A 17022-nucleotide genomic window follows, 5' to 3' on the forward strand; every position below is an offset into this window, starting at 1 on the left:
GGGATACGACCGCTCTAGCGGCCGTATCCCTCGGCGGCCAGCACCTTGCCGATCCGGTCGTAGACCGCCGGGTCGTCCGGGGCCACCGTGGCGAGGCCGTCGACGTAGCGGTTGAACATGCAGAAGGCCGCGGCGATCAGGACCGTGTCGTGCAGTTCGACGTCGGTCGCGCCTTCCGCGCGGGCCGCCTCGATCAGCTCGGGCGTCACCGCCCGGCCGGTCTCGCGCGTGGCGAGAGCGATCCGCAGCAGCGCCTTCAGCTTCTCCCCCACCGGGGCGTCGTCGATTCCGGTGCAGGCCGCGTCGACCACCGCGCGGCCGCCGTCGAGGGTTTCGGCCGCCACGGCGGCGTGGCTGCCGTGGCAGAAGCGGCACTCGTTGCCGTTCGAGACCACCGCCGCGATCAGTTCACGCTCGCCCACGGTGAGACTGCCCGGGCCACGCAGCAGCGTCTGCGCCAGGTCGTTGAGCGGGACGGCGGTCTCGGGCCGGAACGCGAACAGCGACCGGATACCGGGCAGCTGCGGGTCGAGCGGGATGTGCGGCATCGGTTCCTCCTGGCGCGGGCGAAAGATGGTCCCGCGCAGTCTTTCGCCACGCGGCGGCCCGGCCAACCTCCGTGTTGCCGAACCGGGCCGCCGCCGAAAGCGCTAGCCGATGGCGAAGTCGTCCGCGTAGACGGCACTTTGGCCGTACCAGCCGTGGACGTACACCGTCACCGCACCGGACGCGCCGGTGGTGAAGGGCACCGACAGCTTCGTCCAGCCGCTGCCGGAGGTCCACGCACTCGCCGTGGCCCCGCCGCGGACGCCGACGTAGGCGTAGCTGCCCTGCACCCACGCGGTGAGCGTGTAGGAGTGGTTCGGGGCCAGCGTGACGTTTTGCGCCGCTTCGCCGGTGGCCGACGCCGAGGGCGTCACCTGCAGCGCGTGGGTGCCCGAGTGCGCCGGCGAGGCGACGACCGCGTCGCCGGGTGCGGTCCACGGGCTCAGCGCACCGGTTTCGAAGCCGCCGTTGACCACGCCGCCGGCGGGCGGGGTGCCCTTGACGGTGAGGGTGAAGGTGGCGCTGCGGCTGCCGGAGGCGCCGGTGCCGGTCACCGTGAGCGGGTAGACGCCGGGCACGGCGGCCGCGGTGGTGGCCACCGACAGCGTCGCGCTGCCGCCCGCGGTCACCGTGCCGGGGCTGACCGTGGCGGTGACGCCGGCGGGCGCGCCGGTGACCGACAGCGCGACCTGCTGGGCGGAGCCGGACGTCACGGCCGTGCTCACGGTCGCCGACGCCGAGCCGCCCGGATCCACCGCGGCCGAGGCGGGACTGGCGGCGAGGGAGAAGTCGTTGCCGGGCACGGAGGTGCCGCCGGTGAAGGGCTCGAAAGCGTGGCTGAAGAACCACGTGTCCTGCGCGATGCCGGAGCAGTTGTCGGCCGCGGCGCCGCCGGGGCAGCTGCCGTTGTCGCGTTGCAGAGCCCAGAACGACAGCGTGTTGATGCCCTTGGCCACCGCCCAGTTGTAGACGGTGGTGGCGTCGGCGGTGGTGAACGTTTCGGCCGGGCCGAAGTCGTCGACGCCGATCATCTCGGTGACGCCGACCATCGCCCACAGCTGGGCCTGCGTCTTGCCCGGGTAGAGCGCGCCCAGCTGGGAGACCAGGCCGGTCGCGGCGGTCTGGGTGTCGGTGGCCATCTGGTGGGCGGCGTTGTCGTAGTAGTCGAAGGTCATCAGGTTGACGACGTCGACGCGGGTGCCGTTGGCGACGGCGTTGCGCAGCACGGCCAGGCCGCTGTCGGCCAGGCCGCGGGTGGTCGTCGGCAGGGTGTAGGAGATCTGCAGCGAGCGCCCGGAGGCCGCGGCCCAGTCCTGGACCTTCTTGAGGGCCTTGTTGCGGCGGTCGATCCCGGCGGTGTTGGTCAGCGAGTTGTCCTCGATGTCCATGTCCAGCCGGGGGACGTCGTAGGTGGTGATCACCGACTCGTAGGCGGCGGCGATGGAGTCCACAGTGGTGCAGCTGTCGGCGATTTCGGTGCCGGTGTTGTCGGCGGTGTACCCGCCGAAGGACGGGATGACGTCGCCGCCGCGGGAGCGGATGGTGGCGATGTCGGTCCCGAAGACGCCGGCGGAGACCGGCATGCCGGTGTCGCCGTTCCAGTACACCGTGCAGGAGCCCTTGGTGGCGGCCTGCAGGAACGCCATCGTGAGGTGCTTGGCGCCGGACTGCTGTGCCAGCGCGGCCGGGCTCTCGCCGGTCCAGGCTTCGAAGTACGGCGCGAAGACGTGGGCGGGCAGCGGCGTGGCGGCGTGGGCGGTCCCGGCGGCGGCGACCAGGGAACCGGCCGAGAACGCCGCCAGGGCCAGGGAAACGGACAATCGGGAGAAAGGTCTGCGTCGACGCATCTGCGCTCCTGAGCCGGCGGGGAGCCGTGCGGCGGCGTGGCACGGCGGGACCACCCCAGGATTGGATCAGACCAATTGGCTCGTCAAGGTCTAGACCACTAAACCGGCCGGATGGCCGCAGTGGTTGCTCGGTCGACACCACCGGGCATGAACACACTTGGTGAGCAACGATCGGAACAAAAACGTTCCAACTCCGGGGTGCGGCCGGTAGCGTCCTCGGCCATGCGGGTGATGTGGGGGAAGAATGGACGACGCAGAGTGACCAAGCCGTGGCGGGCGGCCCCGAGGGCCGCCCTCTCCAGCCCGCTGACGCTGATCGTGGCGGCCGTGACCTCCCTGCTGGCGTGCTTCCTCGGCACGGCCGCGGTGCTGCAGGCCTCCGCGGCCGGCGGCGCGGCGGTGCGATACCAGACGGGCATCACCTGCCCGGACAGCTACGGCCCGATGTTCGGCAAGGGCAACATGCCGGTGCGGGACATCCCGGCGGTGACCGGCGCGATCCGGCGCCACGCCGCCGCGCACGGGTTCGGCGCCCCCGTCGTCGGCCAGTTCACGAACGTGCTGCGGGGAACCGAGTTCAACGGCGACCCGCACTACAAGATCCGCCTCGGCTACCGCGACCAGGCAGGCCTGGACAACCTGACGCTGCAGCAGGGCACGCGCGCGCCGGGGCTGTGGCTGGGCAACGTGGTGGCCGACGCCGAGCACATCGGCGTCGGCACGAAGCCGAGCCTGCAGGGCGTGCCGCTGCCGCCGGTCACCGGCATCTACCGCGACCTGCTCGACCCGCCGCCGCGGTGGTGGTGCTCCCAGCAGTCCGGCGCCGTCATCGACCGCCTGGTCGACGACCCGATCGACTCGATCGTCTTCGCCACCGACGGCAAGACCTTCGACGACACGATCAAGGCGATCGGCCTGCCGACGATGCAGTACTTCCACGTCTCCTTCTACGAGCCGGCGCCGGCGACGCTGAGCGCGGCCGAAGACCTGCTGCAGCGCTCGAAGGACCTCGTCGCCGACGTCCGCGCCGACCTGACCGCCCAGGGCCTCGGCTCGCTGATCGCCGCCGACGTCCCGGACTTCGGGCGGTCGGTGCAGATCTCCCGCCAGGCGCAGGACAACGTGTTCGTCTCGATCCTGCCGCTCGCACTGATCAGCGTCCTGGTCGGCTGCGCCGGCCTCGGCACGGTGGCGCTGCAGTGGTACCAGCGGCGGCACGCGCAGCTGCGGCTGCTCTCCGCGCGCGGCAGCGGCCCGGCGGCGCTCGGCGGCCTGGCCGTCGCCGAGCTGGGGCTGCCGATCCTGCTCGGCGGCGCGGTGGGTGCGCTCGCGGCGCGGCTGCTGCTCGGCGTGTACGGCCCACCCGGTGCCCCCGATCCGTCGGCCGAGCTGCGCGCCGCCGGGGTCGCGGCGGGGACCCTGGCCGTGTCGGTGGTGCTGCTGGCGCTGGTCGTGGCGGTGCGGGTGCACCGGGAGTTCGAGCTGGGCCGGGTGCGCCGCGGCGGCAACCGGGTGCGGGTGCTGGCGTACTTCCCGTGGGAGCTGGCGACGGCGGGGATGGCGTGGCTGGGCTGGACGCGCCTGGCGCACTACGGCACGACGTCGCGGCTGGGCAATCCCCTGCCGCAGGTGGATCCGCTGGCGCTGACCTACCCGGTGTTCGTGGTGCTGACGGTGGGGCTGCTGACCGCGCGGCTGGCGTGGCTGGCGCTGCACGCCTCGCACCGGGCCCGGTTCTGGTCGCGCCCGGCGCTGCAGCTGGCGATCCGGCGGCTGGCCGGCGCCCGAGCCCCGGTGACCGGGGTGCTCGTCATCGGCACCCTCGCCATCGGCACGCTGGCCACCGGCATCGGCATCGCCAACGGCCAGGAAGAGGCCCTGGACACCAAGTCGGCGATCTTCGTCGGCAGCAACGCCCGCCTCGACACCGACAGCCCGATCGGCATGGGCCAGGTGGCGATGCCCGCGGCGCTGGCCGGCACCAGCACGGTGGTCGGTGAGCTGACCGGCACCGGCAGCGTGGTGCTGGTGGTCGACCCGGCGACGTTCACCCGCGGCGCCGCGGTGGACCGCGTCCCCGGTGACGACCTGGCCGGGCTGCTGGAGCGGATCTCGCGGCCGGACCCGCGCGGGACGCCGGTGATCCGGGTCGGGCACACGGCCAAGCAGAACACCAAGCTGCCCGACGACCTGCCCGACGCGGTCGTCGCCGGTGACCTGCCGGTGTTCCCGATGATCGGCACCTCCCCCGGCTACGTCGTCTCGCGCACGGTGCTCAGCCACGCCCAGCTGGACGGCATTTCGAAGTGGAGCGTGCTGACCACCGCGCCGATGGCGGAGGCGACCACGGCGCTGCGGGCGGCGGGGGTGTTCATCCCGAACCGGATCAGCCGGGAGTCCGCTTTGGACGGTCTGCCGTTCTTCGTGGTGTCGTGGACGTTTTCGTTCGTGGCGCTGCTGGGCGCGGTGCTCGGCGTGGTGGCGGTGCTGGCCCTGCTGGTGGCGGTCGAGGTCCGGCGGCGGCAGAACGCGCTGGCCGGGGCGCTCGTGCTGCGGATGGGCATGCGGCCGCGGACGCTGCTGGCCAGTCACCTGATGGAGCTGGGTGCGCTCAGCGGGCTGGCGATCGTGGTCGGGGTGGTGTGCGGGGTTTCGGTGGCCGGCCTGTCGGTGCCGCGGTTCGACCCGGCGACGTTCCTCGCGCCGCGGTCGGAGCTGCCGGATCCGCTGCCGTTCGTGCTGACCGTCGTCGCGATCGGCGCGGCGGTGGTCGCGCTGGCCGGCTGGATCGCGGTGCGCTCGGTGCGCACCGCCCGGACCGCGGAGCTGATCCGTGCCTGAGAAACCCATCTTTTCCCTGCGTGGCATCGGCGTCGACTACCCGACGCCGGCCGGGGTCGTCACCGGTGTCGACGACGTCAGCCTCGACGTGCCCGCGCGCGGGATGACCGTGCTCGCCGGCCCGTCCGGGTCGGGGAAGTCGACGCTGCTGCGGGTGCTGGGGCTGTTCGAGCAACCGGCGCGGGGCACGCTGACGTTCCAGGGCGCCGACGTCCGCAAGCTCAAGCACCGCGAGCGGCGGGCGCTGCGGCGGCACCACCTCGGCCTGGTGTTCCAGAACCCGGGCGACAACCTGCTGGGCTACCTGACGGTCGCGGAGAACCTGCACGCCGCGGCCGAGGCCGCCGGCACCGAGTGCAACGCCGAGGACATCCTCGGGCAACTGGGCCTGCACGGCACCGGCGGCTGGAAGATTCCGGCGCTCTCGGGCGGGCAGCAGCAGCGGCTGGCGTTCGGGTGCGTGCTCGCCGCGCGCTCGACGGTGATCCTCGCCGACGAGCCGACGTCGCAGCTGGACGAGGCGTCGGCCGATCTGGTGCTGGAAACCCTGCAGTACCTGGTTGACCAGGACTTCGCGGTCCTGGTCGCCTCGCACGACGAACGCCTGATCGACCTCGGCGCCCGGGTCGCCCGGCTGCACAAGGGCGCGCTCGAGGGCATCGAAGAACGGGAGCTGCCGGCATGACAGTCGTGGAAGCGGTCGGGCTGCGCCGCAGTTTCACCCACCCCAGCGGCGACATCGAGGTGCTGCGCGGGCTGGAACTGCGCGTCGGCGCCGGGGAGCTGGTGACGGTGTCGGGCCGGTCCGGGTCGGGCAAGAGCGCGCTGCTGGCGCTGCTGTGCGGGTTCGACTCCCCCGATTCGGGATGCGTGCTGCTCGACGGCGTCCCGATCAGCGGCGCGCCGCCGTGGCACACGTGCGCGGTGCTGCCGCAGGCGCTCGGGCTGGCCAACGAGCTGACGATCGCCGAGAACGTGGCCTTGCCGCTGCGGCTGCGCTCGGACGTGCCCCGCCCGTCGCCCGCGGCGATCGCCGAGCGGGTGGGTGGACTGCTGGACGAGCTGGGCATCGGCGACCTCGGCGACCGCTACCCCCTGGAGGTGTCGTTCGGGCAGCAGCAGCGGGTGGCCTTGGCCCGCGCGGTCGCCGGACGGCCGCGGGTCCTGCTCACCGACGAGCCGACCGCGCACCTGGACGCCGGCTCGACGCCCCGGGTGCTCCGGCTGCTGCGCCGGTGCGCCGAGGAGGGCGCGGCGGTGATCGTCGCGACGCACGACGACGACGTCCACCGCATCGCCGACCGCCGCGTCCGCCTGCTCGACGGGGTGCTCACCGCGCTGCTGGACTGACGAGGGCCGGGTCCGGCAGCGCCCGGCCGCCTCTTTACCGCGCCGCCGAACCGACCGAACTCCCCGAATCCGGCACCCCCGCGTAGTCCGGCAGCTCGACGCCGTTGATCGCGCGCTCGACCAGCGGCATGACCGCCTCCATGTCGAGCTCGGCGCCGTCGCGGCTCTGGACGTGCAGCCGGCCGATCTCCTGGTTGGCCTCGACGTACGGGCGCATCAGCGTCTCGTACGCGGCGAACCCGGCCTCCGGGTCCCACCCGGCGGCGGCCAGCTCGCCCGCCAGCAGGTAGGCACCGACCAGGGCCAGCCCGGTGCCGCCGCCGGACATCGGTGACGAGCAGAACGCCGCGTCGCCGATCAGCCCCACCCGGCCGTGCGACCAGCGGTCCATGACCACCTGGGCGACCTGGTCGAGGTAGAAGTCCGGGGTGTCGTCCAGGTGCGCGAGGATCTCCGCGGTCCGCCAGCCCAGACCGGCCATCCGCTCGCGCAGCAGGTTCTTCTGCGCTTCGATGTCGCGGTGGTCGACGTCGAAGCCGTCGGCCGGGAAGGACAGCATCGCCATCGCCCGGGTGTCGTCCTTGAGCGGCCGCAGGCCGGCGGAGCGGCCTTCGTGCTGGTAGTCGAGCAGCCAGCGGTCGATGCCGAACTCGTTGGGCACGCTGTAGAAGGCCAGCACCATCCCGAGGTGGCGGACGAACCGCTCGCGCGGCCCGAAGACCATCGCGCGCAGGGCCGAGTGCAGCCCGTCGGCCCCGATCACCAGGTCGAAGCGCCGGCGGCTGCCGCTCGCGAAGGTGACGTCGACGCCGTCGGCGTCCTGGGCCAGCTCGGCGATCCGGTCGCCGAACAGGTACTCCACGCCGTCCCGGGTGTCGTCGTAGAGCACCTGGGACAGGTCTCCGCGCAGGATCTCGATGTCGGCGATGTAACCGTCACCGCCGTCGTCCTCCGCGCTGAAGGTTTCCAGCACGTTCCCGTCGGCGTCCACGTGGTGCGCGCCGGCGGTCTCGGTGCGGGCCGCGCGCACCGCCGCGTCCAGCCCCATCAGCCGGATGACTTCCTTGGCCACCCCGCGCGCGTCCACCGCCTGCCCGCCGGGCCGCAGTCCCGGCGCTCGTTCCACGACGGTCACCTCGGCGCCCCGCCGCCGCAGCCAATGCGCCAGCGCGGGCCCCGCGATGCTCGCCCCGGCCACCAACACCCTGCGCCCGCTCATCGCGGTCCCCCCATCGCCGTCCGGATGACGGTCCGGAGTGTAGCGGCGCGGGCCGCGCCAACCGATCAGGAATCGAGAAGCGCTGGTCAGCGGACCGCGAATAGCGTCAGCGACGTACCGCAGACGACGACTTCAGGAGAACCGAAGATGAGCACCCAGGGGATCAAGACCGTCCTGCACCCCGTCACCGACCTGGCCGCCGCCAAGGCCGTCTACACCGCGCTGCTGGGTATCGAGCCGCAGGCCGACGCGCCCTACTACGTCGGCTACGACGCCGAGGGACAGCACATCGGGCTGGTGCCGAACGGCGCGCAGCAGGGCATGACCGGGCCGGTGACCTACTGGCACGTCGGCGACATCGAGGCGAAGCTCGCCGAGGTGACCGCGGCGGGCGGGAAGGTCAAGGACGAGCCGAAGGACGTCGGCAACGGGCGCCTGGTGGCGACCTTCACCGACCCCGACGGCAACGTCCTTGGCGTGCTGCAGGACCCGCAGTCCTAGTCGAGCGCGGTGGCCCGGCTGACCTCCTCCCAGGCGGCCAGGTCCGCCGCGACGGCCTCGTGGTGGGCGCGGATCGCTTCGACGGCGTCCGCGCCCAGCGCGAGGCGCAGCGGGGCGTCGTCGCTGCCCACCGCCCGGACGATCGCCGCGGCGGCCTTCGCCGGGTCGCCGGGCTGGGTGCCGTCCATGTTCTCGACCGCTTCGCGGGTTCCGCCGGTCGACACCGCGTAGGCGTCGATCGTGCGGGAGCGGTGCATGCGGCCGCCGCCGAACTCGGTGCGGAACGCGCCCGGCTCGACGATCAGCACCTTGACCCCGAACGGCGCCACCTCGGCGGCCAGTGCTTCCGAGATGCCTTCCAGGGCGAATTTCGCCGCGCAGTAGGCGGCGAAACCCGGCGGGGCCAGCTGCCCGCCCATGGAGCTGAGCTGCACGACCGTGCCGCTGCCCTGCGCGCGCAGGTGCGGCAGCACCGCCTTGGTGACCGCGACCGCGCCGAAGAACATGACCTCCATCAGCGCGCGCAGCTCGTCCATGGTGAGTTCTTCGACCGCGCCGACCGACCCGCTGCCGGCGTTGTTGACCACGACGTCGATCCGGCCGAACGTTTCGAGCGCGGTTTTGACCGCCGCGTCGATCTGCCCGGTGTCGGTGACGTCCAGTGCCGCGGTCCGGAGCCGGTCGCCGCCGCGCTCCCGGAGCTCGGCGAGGGCTTCCGGCCGGCGGGCGGTGGCCAGCACGCGGTCGCCCTCGGCCAGCGCGGCCAGCGCGATCTCGCGGCCGAAGCCCGCGGAGCAGCCGGTGATCAGCCAGACGCGGCCGTCGGTGTTCGTCATTCTCGTGTCCTCCCAGTGCTTTCCTCCCTTCCATCCTGGGGACGATCACGGCCGGGCCGCCAACACCGATGTCCTGCCGCGGCTACAGTCAAAGCCTGTGACCCCTGAGTTGCGCCAGCTCCGGTACTTCGTGGCCGTCGCCGAGGCGACCAGCTTCACCCGCGCGGCCGCCGCGCTGCACCTGGCGCAGCAGTCGCTGTCCCAGCAGATCACCGTGCTCGAACGCGCCCTCGGCGTGCGGCTGTTCGACCGCGACGCGCGCGGGACGCGGCTCACCGCCGTCGGCCGGCTCTTCCTGCCGGAGGCCCGCGCGGTGCTGGCGCGCGCCGACGAAGCCGTCGCGACGCTCGGGCGGGCGGTCCGCGGCGAGATCGGCGACGTCCGGCTCGTCTTCCTCGCCACGACGGCGAACTACCTGCTGCCGCCGGTGGTCCGCGCGGTCCGGGAGCGGCTGCCCGGGCTGGCGGTGACGACGGCCGAGGCGCCGATCGCCGAGCTCGTCGAGGGCCTGCGCGAGGGCCGGTTCGACCTGGCGTTCACCCGGCCGCCTCTGGTCGGGGATCTGCAGTCGCGCACTTTGCTGACCGAAGAGGTGTGCGCGGTGCTGCCGGCCGAGCACCCGCTGGCCGGGCGGGCGTCGCTGAAGCTGGCCGACCTCGCGGACGAGCCGTGGGTGCTCACCCCGCGCGCGAGCTGGGAGCCGTGGCACCGAAGCTACGACGACGACTTCGCCGCCGCCGGCTTCACCCCGCGGGTGGTCCAGCGGGCCGCGACCGTGCAGGGCCTGCTCGGTCTGGTCGCGGCGGGCGTCGGCGTCACCCGGCTGGCCCGCTCGTCCCACAGCCTGCGCCGGTCCGGGGTGGCGTTCGTGCCCCTGGACGGCGATGTCGCCCGCACGGAACTGGTGTGGGTGCCCGGCAACGACACCCCGACGGTGCGGGCGATCGCCGAGGTGGCGGTCGCCCTGGCGGCGGCGACGGACCTGACTCAGGCGGGCTGACCGCTTTCGGTGGGCAGGCCGGCGCTCACCCAGTCTTCGATGCCCGCGGCGTACTTGCGGACGTCGGTGTAGCCCAGCCGTTCCAGCTGCGCGGCGACCTGGCCGCTGTTGGCGCAGGCGGGGTTGGAGCAGTAGGTGACGATCGCGGCGGCCTTGTCCGGCAGGAGCCGCGGTGCCTTGGCGGCGACGTCGTCGGCGACGAGGTTGATCGCTCCGGGCAGGTGCCGGGTCTCGTAGGAGGACGCGGGGAGCGCGTCGACGAGGACGAGAGTGCCGGCGGCGAGCCCGGCGCGGAGCGTGGCACGGTCGATGGTCTCGGTCATGGCGGGCCTTTCAGAAGGTCTTGGCGGTGTCGCGAGCGGCTTCGTGGGCGATCCGGCCGAGTTCTTCGACGTCGCCGGTGAGGGTGGGGTGGAAGCGGATCTCGGTGACGTCGTCGATGCCGGTCCAGTTGAGCCAGCCGGTGAAGAACGGGGCCTGGAAGTCCGCGCCGAACTCCGGGCCGAGCCCGGGCGCCCACACCGCGCTGGTGTAGATGACCGCGGCGCGCTTGCCGCGGCCTTCGAGCAGGTGGCGGTAGCCGGTGACCGGGTCGACGCCGAAGATCCAGCCGGGCTGGGACACGACGTCGACGAACTGCTTGAGGACGTAGGGCACGCCGGAGTTCCACATCGGCACGCTGACCAGGATCCGGTCGGCGGCGTCGAACCGGGCGAACGCCGCCTGCGCCGCCGCCCACGCTTCGGCTTCCTCGCCCTGCGGGGTGCCGCCGCCGAAGACGGTCATCTTGGCGCGGGCCGCGGCCGGGCCGAACGCGGGCAGGGAGCCGTCCCAGAGGTCCCATTCGTCGATCTCGGCGTCCGGGTGGAGGCTGCGGTAGGTGTCCAGGAAAGTAGCTGCCAGACGCAGCGATTGGGACGCTTCGCCTCGTGGGGAGGCGGAAATGTGCAGCAGATCGGGCATGGCGATGCTCCTCGATCGGGTGCCGGCTTTCGCCGGAGAGGGAATCGGACTAGAGTCCGCTTATGTCCTCGAACCGTAGCGGACCGCAGTCCGCTTCGTCAACGCCCGCCGGGCTGCCGGTGCTCGGCGCCCCCGTCCGCGAACGGGCCGACGCCGCCCGCAACCGGATCCGCGTCCTGGAAGCCGCCGAGACGCTCTTCGCCGAACGCGGTGTCGACGCGGTCACCATGGACGACGTCGCGGGCGCCGCCGGCGTCGGCAAGGGCACGCTCTACCGCCGCTTCGGCGACAAGGGCGGCCTCGCCATGGCCCTGCTCGACCAGCGCGAACGCGAACTGCAGGAGCGGATCCTCAGCGGGCCGCCGCCCCTGGGCCCCGGCGCCGGCACCGCGGACCGGCTCGGCGCGTTCATCGAGGCCTACCTCGACCTCCTCGACCGGCAGCTGGACCTCGTCCTGCTGTCCGAAACCGCCACGACCGGGGCCCGGTTCCGCACCGGCGCCCACACCCTGTGGCGGCAGCACTGCCGGCACCTGCTCGAAGCCGGCGGCGCGCAGGGCGCCGAGATCGCCGCGGACGTCCTGCTCGCGGCCCTCTCCGCCGAACAGGTACGGCACTGGCGGCGGGACCGGGAGATCGGCTCGGCGACCCTGGCGGAGTCGCTCGTCCGGCTGGTGCGGAGCTGGCTGCCGTGACGCACCGTGTCCGCCGCCGGGCCGGTCCGTAGAATCGGGGGCGATGCGACGTCTTCGGTGGTACTGGGGAGCCCTCGTCCTCGCGTGCGCGGCCTTGCTGGCCGGCTTGTTCGTCTTCTTCGGCTCCGAAAGCCAACCCGGGCAGCCGCAGCCACGGCAGGGCCCGCCGGGCACCGGCCCGCTCACCGTCGTCGCGATGGGGGACAGCACGGTTTCCGGTGAAGGCGCCGGCCAGTACACCGCCGCCACCAACGGCCAGGGCGGCAACTGGTGCCACCGCTCCCCCAACGCCTTCGTCGGGAAGATCGCCGCTCCGGGCATCACCGCGCACGTCAACCTCGGCTGTTCCGGCGCACCCGCCGAGCAGGTCGCGCTCGGTGACGTCAAGCAGTGGACCGAGGCGTCGCAGGCGCAGCAGCTGGCCGCGCTGGTGAAGGACCACCGGGTGGCCGCGGTGGTGATCGCGGTCGGCGCGAACGACGAGCCGAAGTTCTCCAACCAGGTCAACGAGTGCTTCAAGGCGTGGTTCGACCCCGGCGGCCCGGCGTGCAGCGACGCGCTGAAGCAGACCTGGCAGTCCAAAGTGGACGCCATGGTGCCGAAGGTCGCGAAGGCGGTCTCGGACGTGAAGGCGGTGCTCGCGCGAGCGGGGTACGTCCCGGCGGACTACCAGCTGATCCTGCAGTCCTACGCGGCCCCGATCGGCCCGGATCTGCCGGAGAACCTGCGCAGCCTCAACGGCTGCCCGTTCCGCTCCGAAGACCTGCGCTGGATCGCCCAGACCGGCATCGGCGTGCTGTCCTCGGGCCTGAAGGCGGCCGCCCAGCAGACCGGGGCCCGGTTCCTGGACCTGGCCAAGGCGGGCGTCAAGCACGAGGCCTGCAGCGGCGGAGCCAACCCGGCGACGGAGTGGTTCACCCGGCTGACGCTGCAGCTGTCCGACCTCGCCCAGGCCGAGCGCGCCGGCCACGCCCTCCAGGAGTCGTTCCACCCCAACGCCGCCGGCCACGCGGCGATCGCGAACTGCCTGACGGAATTCATCGCGGCCAAGGACGGCAACGCCTCCTGCCTCGCCGGCGCGGACGGCAAACTCCACGCGGTCCCGGAGGTCGTGGCCCGCTGACCCAAAGGGTCGGCCCACGTACCCGGAAAGTCGGCCTGCGTACCCAGAGGGTCGGCCTGCGTACCCAGAGAGTCGGCCTGCGTACCCAGAGAGTCGGCCTGCGTACCCAGAGAGTCGGCCTGCGTACCCAGAGAGTCGGCCTGCGTACCCCTGGAGGGTCGGCTCGCCATCCGACCCTCCAGGTACGCAAACCGACCGCCCGGGTACGCAAACCGACTGCCCGGGTACGCGATCCGACCCTCCGGGTACGTCAGCCGGTTTTGCGGACCGTGGTCGTTTCCACGTCGGCGGGGGTGCCGTCCGAGCCGAGCGGGATCAGCCGGGGCAGCGGGAGGCCGCGGCCGTCGATGAGGACCGAGTGCTCCTCGCCGGGGGCGAACGCGTGCCGTTCGCCCCACTGCCGCAGGGCCACGACGACCGTGAAGAGGTCGCGCCCGGCCGGGGTCAGCACGTAGACCTGCCGACGGCCCGTTGGCGCGGTCCGCCGGTCGAGGACGCCGCGGTCGACCAGGCGGCGGAGCCGGTCGGTGAGGATGTTGCGGGCGATGCCGGTGCGCTGCTGGAAGTCGGTGAACGACCGGGCGCCGTCCATGGCGTCGCGCACGACGAGCAGGCTCCAGCGGTCGCCGACGAGGTCGAGCGTGCGCGCCACGGGACAGCTCGGGTCGGTCCAGTCCTCGGCCACCACACCTCCGGAAGAGTTGCTGTTCGAAACCATTCTGCCGTACGGTCAGATCAGTTGCAAACTGCTACTGATGGGGGCTGGAATGGGCCGGAACACGGTGCTGGCGGCGGTGTGCGCGGTCGCGGTCGCGAGCATTTACGCAGCTCAGCCCGCACTCGCCGGGATGGGCGCGGACCTGGCCGTACCGGCGGCCGGCCTCGGCTGGATCGTCGCCGCCGGACAGCTCGGCTACCTGGCCGGGCTGTCGCTGCTCGTTCCCCTCGGCGACCTGCGGGACCGGCGCAAGCTCATCGCGGCTCACCTCGTCCTGACGGCGGCGGGCGCGGTGGTCGCGGCGGCCGCGACCCGGCTCTGGGTGCTGCTGGCCGGACTCGCGCTCGCCGGCCTGTTCGCGGTCGTCGTCCAGACGACGGTCGCCTACGCCGCGGCGAGCGCCACGCCCGCCGAACGCGGCCGCACCCTCGGCGCGGTGACGTCCGGAGTCGTCCTCGGCATCCTCGGCGCCCGCGTCGCGGCCGGAGCACTGGCCACGGCGTGGGGCTGGCGCAGCGTGTACGTCGTGCTCGCCGTGCTCCTGGTGACATTGGCGGCGGTGGTGCTCAAGACGCTGCCGCCCGACCCGCGCACCGGACCTTCCACGTACCGGGAAGTGCTGACGTCGCTGGGAAAACTGTTCCGCGAACGGCTCTTCGTCTCACGCGGCTTGATCGCGTTCTTCCTGTTCGCCTCGTTCGGCACGCTGTGGAGCGGGCTCGCGCTGCCGCTCGCGGCCGCACCGTGGCGGCTGAGCCCGGCGCAGATCGGCCTGTTCGGATTGGCCGGCCTGGTCGGGGCGCTGGGTGCCGCCCGGGCGGGCCGCTGGGCCGACGCGGGCTTCGCACGCCCGGTCACCGTCGGCGCCCTCGCCCTGCTCGCCGTCTCGTGGGCGGCGATCGGGCCGGTGTCGTGGTCACTGTGGCCGGTGATCGGCGGCGTGGTCGTGCTCGACTTCGCCGTGCAGGCCGTGCACGTGAGCAACCAGCACCTGCTGACCACCGCGCACCCGGACACCACCAGCAGCGCCATCGGCGGCTACATGCTCTTCTACTCGCTCGGCTCGGCCCTGGGCGCCACCGCGACGACGGCCGCGTTCGCCGTCGCCGGCTGGGCGGGCTCCAGCGTGCTCGGCGCGGGGTTCGCCTTGTGCGCCCTGGCGGCCGCTCTCACAGGTCGAGCGCGGCCCGCAACGCGATGTCGATGCGCTCCTGGACGTCCTGGTCGATCTCGGCGACGCGTTCGTCGAACCACGGGCGGTAGAGCCGGGTGAGGTTGAGCGTCGACACCCAGTAGCGGGCGTCGACGGCCACGCCGAGGATGTCCATCGGGTCGCGGTCGAGGAGTTCGGTGCCGAGCAGCCACGGGCGCTCGGACTCGTTCACCCCGTCCGAGGACAGCAACACCACCGTGCGCTGCCGGGCCGGGTCGGTCGGGGGGTGGTACGTCCAGACTTCACCCCTGCGCACGCAGATCCTTCTCCGCCGCGCTCAGCTCGGCCTCGTCCGATTCCGCGGCGGCCGGTTCCGGCTTCTGCGGGGTGTAACCCGTGCGCACCGCCTCGCGCCTGGCCGCCTTCGACAGCCAGGACGAGACCGAGATTCCGTGGGCTTTCGCGGCTCGTTCGGCGAATTCCAGCGCGCCGCTGTCCAGCGAAAGGGTGACCTTACGTGTTGCCATACCTTTTACCGTACCAGCGCCCCGGCCGCCGGACGGGGCACCGGCGTCAGAACGTCGGCGAACGTCCCTCGAACGGCGTAGAGAGCACCACCGTCGTGCGGGTCGACACCTTCGCCGCCTCCCGGATCCGCCGCAGCAGGTCCTCCAGGGCCAGCGGCGACTGGACCCGCACCAGCAGGATGTAGGACTCGTCGCCGGCCACGGAGTAGCACGACTCGATTTCCTTGATGTGCTGGATCCGCTGCGGGTAGTCGTCCGGGGCCGCGGGGTCGTTGGGGGTCAGCGAGATCAGCGCCGTCAGCGGGAGGCCGATCTGCTCGCCGTCGAGCCGGGCGGTGTAGCCGAGGATGACCCCGCGCTGCTCGAGGCGGCGCACCCGCTGGTGCACCGCCGACACCGACAGCCCGACCCGCTCGGCGAGGTCGGTGAAGCTGCGCCGCCCGTCCGCCGCGAGTTCCTGGACGATCGACTGGTCCAGCGGCTCCAGGCCGCCGGCGGTCATGCGTCCAGCACGACGAGCTCGTGCGGCTGGTTGTTGACGGACTCGGCACCGTCGGCGGTGACGACCACGATGTCTTCGATCCGGGCGCCCCACCGGCCCGGCTGGTAGATGCCCGGCTCGACGCTGAAGGCCATGCCCGGCTCCAGCGGCAGCGCGTTGCCGGCGATGATGTACGGCTCCTCGTGCACGTCCAGGCCGATGCCGTGCCCGGTGCGGTGGATGAAGTACTCGCCGAACCCCGCCTCGGCGATGACGTCGCGCGCGGCGGCGTCGACGGCCTCGGCGGTGACGCCCGGCTTGACCGCGGCCACCGCGGCGGCCTGGGCCCGCTGCAGCACCGCGTAGGTCTCGGCCACGTCGGCGTCGCGGGGCGTCCCGACGGCATAGGTGCGCGTGGAGTCGGAGTTGTAGCCGGCGGGCAGCGGGCCGCCGATGTCGACGACCACGACGTCACCCTTCTCGATGACCCGCTCGGAGACGTCGTGGTGCGGGCTGGCCCCGTTCGGACCGGACCCGACGATCACGAAGTCCGCCTGGACGTGGCCCTCCTCGACGATGGCCGCGGCGATGTCGGCGCCGACCTCGGCCTCGGTGCGGCCCGGCCGCAGCCACTCGTGGACGCGGGCGTGCACGCGGTCGATCGCCGCGCCGGCTTCGCGCAGCGACGCGATTTCGGCGGCGTCCTTGCGCATCCGCAGCTCCCGGACCACGGGGCCGGCCAGCGTCTGCTCGGCGTCGCCGAGGGCGGCCCGCAGCGCGAGGACGTGCAGGGCGGGGGTGAAGTCGCTGACGGCGACCCGCCCCGGCTTGCCGAGCCGGTCCGCGACGAGCTTGTACGGGTCGTCGCCGTCCACCCAGGTGAGCAGCTCGACGCCGAGGTCGTCGGTCGGGACGTCGGCGTACCCGGGCGCCTCCAGCTTCGGCACGACCAGCGCGGGGGTGCCGTCGGCGGGGACGACGAGGGTGGTCAGCCGCTCGAACGAGCCGCCGGCCTGCCCGAGCAGGTACCGCAGGTCGGAGCCGGGCGCGATCAGCAGGGCATCGGTGCTCGCGGCGGCCGCGGCAGCGCGGGCACGGTCCAGCCGCGCCCGCAGGGCGGCGGCGTCGGGAGCGGGGGTGTGGAGGGATCGGCGCGACATGAAGGCGAGCCTAGTGGGGCGGCGGGCGAAGTGAACGCGCCCGGGGCGCGACATGCCGGGCC

At 73.0% G+C, this 17022-nt stretch carries 19 protein-coding genes; 8 read left to right on the forward strand and 11 right to left on the reverse strand.

Translation table 11 applies throughout. The annotated features are described in order from the left end of the window. Window positions 1-14 precede the first annotated feature (14 nt). Together IE317_RS01310 and IE317_RS01315 are read right to left on the reverse strand one after the other, a co-directional pair. Entirely contained in the window at window positions 15-548 is a 534-nt protein-coding gene (locus IE317_RS01310) for a carboxymuconolactone decarboxylase family protein (RefSeq protein WP_191306154.1), read from the reverse strand. A gap of 102 nt (window positions 549-650) precedes the next feature. Then, window positions 651-2366 carry a glycosyl hydrolase family 18 protein gene (locus tag IE317_RS01315; protein WP_191306155.1) on the reverse strand — a complete coding sequence of 572 codons (1716 nt, stop codon included), beginning with the start codon at window positions 2364-2366 and terminating at the stop codon, window positions 651-653. A 285-nt stretch (window positions 2367-2651) separates the two neighbouring features. Between IE317_RS01315 and IE317_RS01320 the strand changes: the two genes are divergently transcribed. Genes IE317_RS01320 through IE317_RS01330 form a run of 3 tightly spaced genes read left to right on the forward strand, consistent with a single transcriptional unit; the run spans window position 2652 to window position 6584 of the window. Further along, on the forward strand, window positions 2652-5234 hold the full coding sequence (locus IE317_RS01320) for an FtsX-like permease family protein (RefSeq protein ID WP_191306156.1): 2583 nt from the start codon (window positions 2652-2654) through the stop codon (window positions 5232-5234). Continuing rightward, window positions 5227-5919 carry an ABC transporter ATP-binding protein gene (locus tag IE317_RS01325; protein WP_191306157.1) on the forward strand — a complete coding sequence of 231 codons (693 nt, stop codon included), beginning with the start codon at window positions 5227-5229 and terminating at the stop codon, window positions 5917-5919. The genes IE317_RS01320 and IE317_RS01325 overlap by 8 nt, the downstream gene beginning before the upstream one ends. Continuing rightward, complete coding sequence (locus IE317_RS01330) at window positions 5916-6584, forward strand: ABC transporter ATP-binding protein (protein WP_191306158.1); 669 nt, start codon at window positions 5916-5918, stop codon at window positions 6582-6584. The genes IE317_RS01325 and IE317_RS01330 overlap by 4 nt, the downstream gene beginning before the upstream one ends. Before the next feature lie 34 nt (window positions 6585-6618). Here IE317_RS01330 and IE317_RS01335 read toward each other — a convergent pair whose 3' ends face one another. Continuing rightward, complete coding sequence (locus tag IE317_RS01335) at window positions 6619-7803, reverse strand: FAD-dependent monooxygenase (protein WP_191306159.1); 1185 nt, start codon at window positions 7801-7803, stop codon at window positions 6619-6621. Window positions 7804-7950: 147 nt separating this feature from the next. Between IE317_RS01335 and IE317_RS01340 the strand changes: the two genes are divergently transcribed. Further along, window positions 7951-8304, forward strand: coding sequence for a VOC family protein (locus IE317_RS01340; protein ID WP_191306160.1), 354 nt, complete (start codon window positions 7951-7953; stop codon window positions 8302-8304). Here IE317_RS01340 and IE317_RS01345 read toward each other — a convergent pair. Further along, window positions 8301-9140, reverse strand: coding sequence for an oxidoreductase (locus tag IE317_RS01345; protein WP_191306161.1), 840 nt, complete (start codon window positions 9138-9140; stop codon window positions 8301-8303). The two genes, IE317_RS01340 and IE317_RS01345, sit on opposite strands and share 4 nt — an antisense overlap. A 97-nt stretch (window positions 9141-9237) precedes the next feature. On the opposite strand from IE317_RS01345, the gene IE317_RS01350 reads away from it, so the two are divergent. Then, window positions 9238-10140, forward strand: a complete 903-nt coding sequence (locus tag IE317_RS01350) for a LysR family transcriptional regulator (protein WP_191306162.1) — start codon at window positions 9238-9240, stop codon at window positions 10138-10140. Here the strand turns inward: IE317_RS01350 and IE317_RS01355 are convergent. Together IE317_RS01355 and IE317_RS01360 are read right to left on the reverse strand one after the other, a co-directional pair. After that, window positions 10128-10463: a rhodanese-like domain-containing protein gene (locus IE317_RS01355; RefSeq protein ID WP_191306163.1), complete on the reverse strand. Its 336-nt coding sequence runs from the start codon at window positions 10461-10463 to the stop codon at window positions 10128-10130. The genes IE317_RS01350 and IE317_RS01355 overlap by 13 nt on opposite strands. Before the next feature lie 10 nt (window positions 10464-10473). Beyond that, window positions 10474-11103, reverse strand: coding sequence for an FMN-dependent NADH-azoreductase (locus IE317_RS01360; protein WP_191306164.1), 630 nt, complete (start codon window positions 11101-11103; stop codon window positions 10474-10476). A gap of 62 nt (window positions 11104-11165) precedes the next feature. On the opposite strand from IE317_RS01360, the gene IE317_RS01365 reads away from it, so the two are divergent. After that, window positions 11166-11798 carry a TetR/AcrR family transcriptional regulator gene (locus IE317_RS01365; protein WP_191306165.1) on the forward strand — a complete coding sequence of 211 codons (633 nt, stop codon included), beginning with the start codon at window positions 11166-11168 and terminating at the stop codon, window positions 11796-11798. Window positions 11799-11841: 43 nt separating this feature from the next. After that, window positions 11842-12921 (forward strand): GDSL-type esterase/lipase family protein, encoded by a 1080-nt coding sequence (locus IE317_RS01370; RefSeq protein ID WP_191306166.1) that lies wholly within the window; start codon window positions 11842-11844, stop codon window positions 12919-12921. A gap of 250 nt (window positions 12922-13171) precedes the next feature. Here IE317_RS01370 and IE317_RS01375 read toward each other — a convergent pair whose 3' ends face one another. Further along, window positions 13172-13639 carry a winged helix-turn-helix transcriptional regulator gene (locus IE317_RS01375; protein WP_191306167.1) on the reverse strand — a complete coding sequence of 156 codons (468 nt, stop codon included), beginning with the start codon at window positions 13637-13639 and terminating at the stop codon, window positions 13172-13174. Between the two features lie 37 nt (window positions 13640-13676). Between IE317_RS01375 and IE317_RS01380 the strand changes: the two genes are divergently transcribed. After that, window positions 13677-14912 (forward strand): MFS transporter, encoded by a 1236-nt coding sequence (locus IE317_RS01380; RefSeq protein WP_191306168.1) that lies wholly within the window; start codon window positions 13677-13679, stop codon window positions 14910-14912. Here IE317_RS01380 and IE317_RS01385 read toward each other — a convergent pair. Genes IE317_RS01385 through IE317_RS01400 form a run of 4 tightly spaced genes read right to left on the reverse strand, consistent with a single transcriptional unit; the run spans window position 14809 to window position 16960 of the window. Next, window positions 14809-15108, reverse strand: coding sequence for a hypothetical protein (locus tag IE317_RS01385; protein WP_191306169.1), 300 nt, complete (start codon window positions 15106-15108; stop codon window positions 14809-14811). The two genes, IE317_RS01380 and IE317_RS01385, sit on opposite strands and share 104 nt — an antisense overlap. Continuing rightward, window positions 15095-15319, reverse strand: coding sequence for a hypothetical protein (locus tag IE317_RS01390; RefSeq protein ID WP_191306170.1), 225 nt, complete (start codon window positions 15317-15319; stop codon window positions 15095-15097). The genes IE317_RS01385 and IE317_RS01390 overlap by 14 nt, the downstream gene beginning before the upstream one ends. 46 nt (window positions 15320-15365) lie before the next feature. Beyond that, window positions 15366-15821 carry an Lrp/AsnC family transcriptional regulator gene (locus tag IE317_RS01395; RefSeq protein WP_176169504.1) on the reverse strand — a complete coding sequence of 152 codons (456 nt, stop codon included), beginning with the start codon at window positions 15819-15821 and terminating at the stop codon, window positions 15366-15368. Then, window positions 15818-16960: a M24 family metallopeptidase gene (locus IE317_RS01400; protein ID WP_191306171.1), complete on the reverse strand. Its 1143-nt coding sequence runs from the start codon at window positions 16958-16960 to the stop codon at window positions 15818-15820. Before IE317_RS01400 ends, IE317_RS01395 begins: the two co-directional genes overlap by 4 nt. Window positions 16961-17022: the final 62 nt, after the last annotated feature.

The organism is Amycolatopsis bullii (assembly GCF_014654205.1).
Classification (GTDB): Bacteria; Actinomycetota; Actinomycetes; order Mycobacteriales; family Pseudonocardiaceae; genus Amycolatopsis; species Amycolatopsis plumensis.

Excerpts from the sequence above, each read along its gene's own strand:
- IE317_RS01360 (WP_191306164.1), bottom strand. The coding sequence starts at position 11,103 with ATGCCCGATCTGCTGCACATTTCCGCCTCCCCACGAGGCGAAGCGTCC.
- IE317_RS01375 (WP_191306167.1), bottom strand. The coding sequence starts at position 13,639 with ATGGTTTCGAACAGCAACTCTTCCGGAGGTGTGGTGGCCGAGGACTGG.
- IE317_RS01355 (WP_191306163.1), bottom strand. The coding sequence starts at position 10,463 with ATGACCGAGACCATCGACCGTGCCACGCTCCGCGCCGGGCTCGCCGCC.
- IE317_RS01365 (WP_191306165.1), top strand. The coding sequence starts at position 11,166 with ATGTCCTCGAACCGTAGCGGACCGCAGTCCGCTTCGTCAACGCCCGCC.
- IE317_RS01345 (WP_191306161.1), bottom strand. The coding sequence starts at position 9,140 with ATGACGAACACCGACGGCCGCGTCTGGCTGATCACCGGCTGCTCCGCG.
- IE317_RS01390 (WP_191306170.1), bottom strand. The coding sequence starts at position 15,319 with ATGGCAACACGTAAGGTCACCCTTTCGCTGGACAGCGGCGCGCTGGAA.
- IE317_RS01400 (WP_191306171.1), bottom strand. The coding sequence starts at position 16,960 with ATGTCGCGCCGATCCCTCCACACCCCCGCTCCCGACGCCGCCGCCCTG.
- IE317_RS01310 (WP_191306154.1), bottom strand. The coding sequence starts at position 548 with ATGCCGCACATCCCGCTCGACCCGCAGCTGCCCGGTATCCGGTCGCTG.
- IE317_RS01340 (WP_191306160.1), top strand. The coding sequence starts at position 7,951 with ATGAGCACCCAGGGGATCAAGACCGTCCTGCACCCCGTCACCGACCTG.
- IE317_RS01380 (WP_191306168.1), top strand. The coding sequence starts at position 13,677 with ATGGGGGCTGGAATGGGCCGGAACACGGTGCTGGCGGCGGTGTGCGCG.
- IE317_RS01335 (WP_191306159.1), bottom strand. The coding sequence starts at position 7,803 with ATGAGCGGGCGCAGGGTGTTGGTGGCCGGGGCGAGCATCGCGGGGCCC.
- IE317_RS01330 (WP_191306158.1), top strand. The coding sequence starts at position 5,916 with ATGACAGTCGTGGAAGCGGTCGGGCTGCGCCGCAGTTTCACCCACCCC.
- IE317_RS01370 (WP_191306166.1), top strand. The coding sequence starts at position 11,842 with ATGCGACGTCTTCGGTGGTACTGGGGAGCCCTCGTCCTCGCGTGCGCG.
- IE317_RS01395 (WP_176169504.1), bottom strand. The coding sequence starts at position 15,821 with ATGACCGCCGGCGGCCTGGAGCCGCTGGACCAGTCGATCGTCCAGGAA.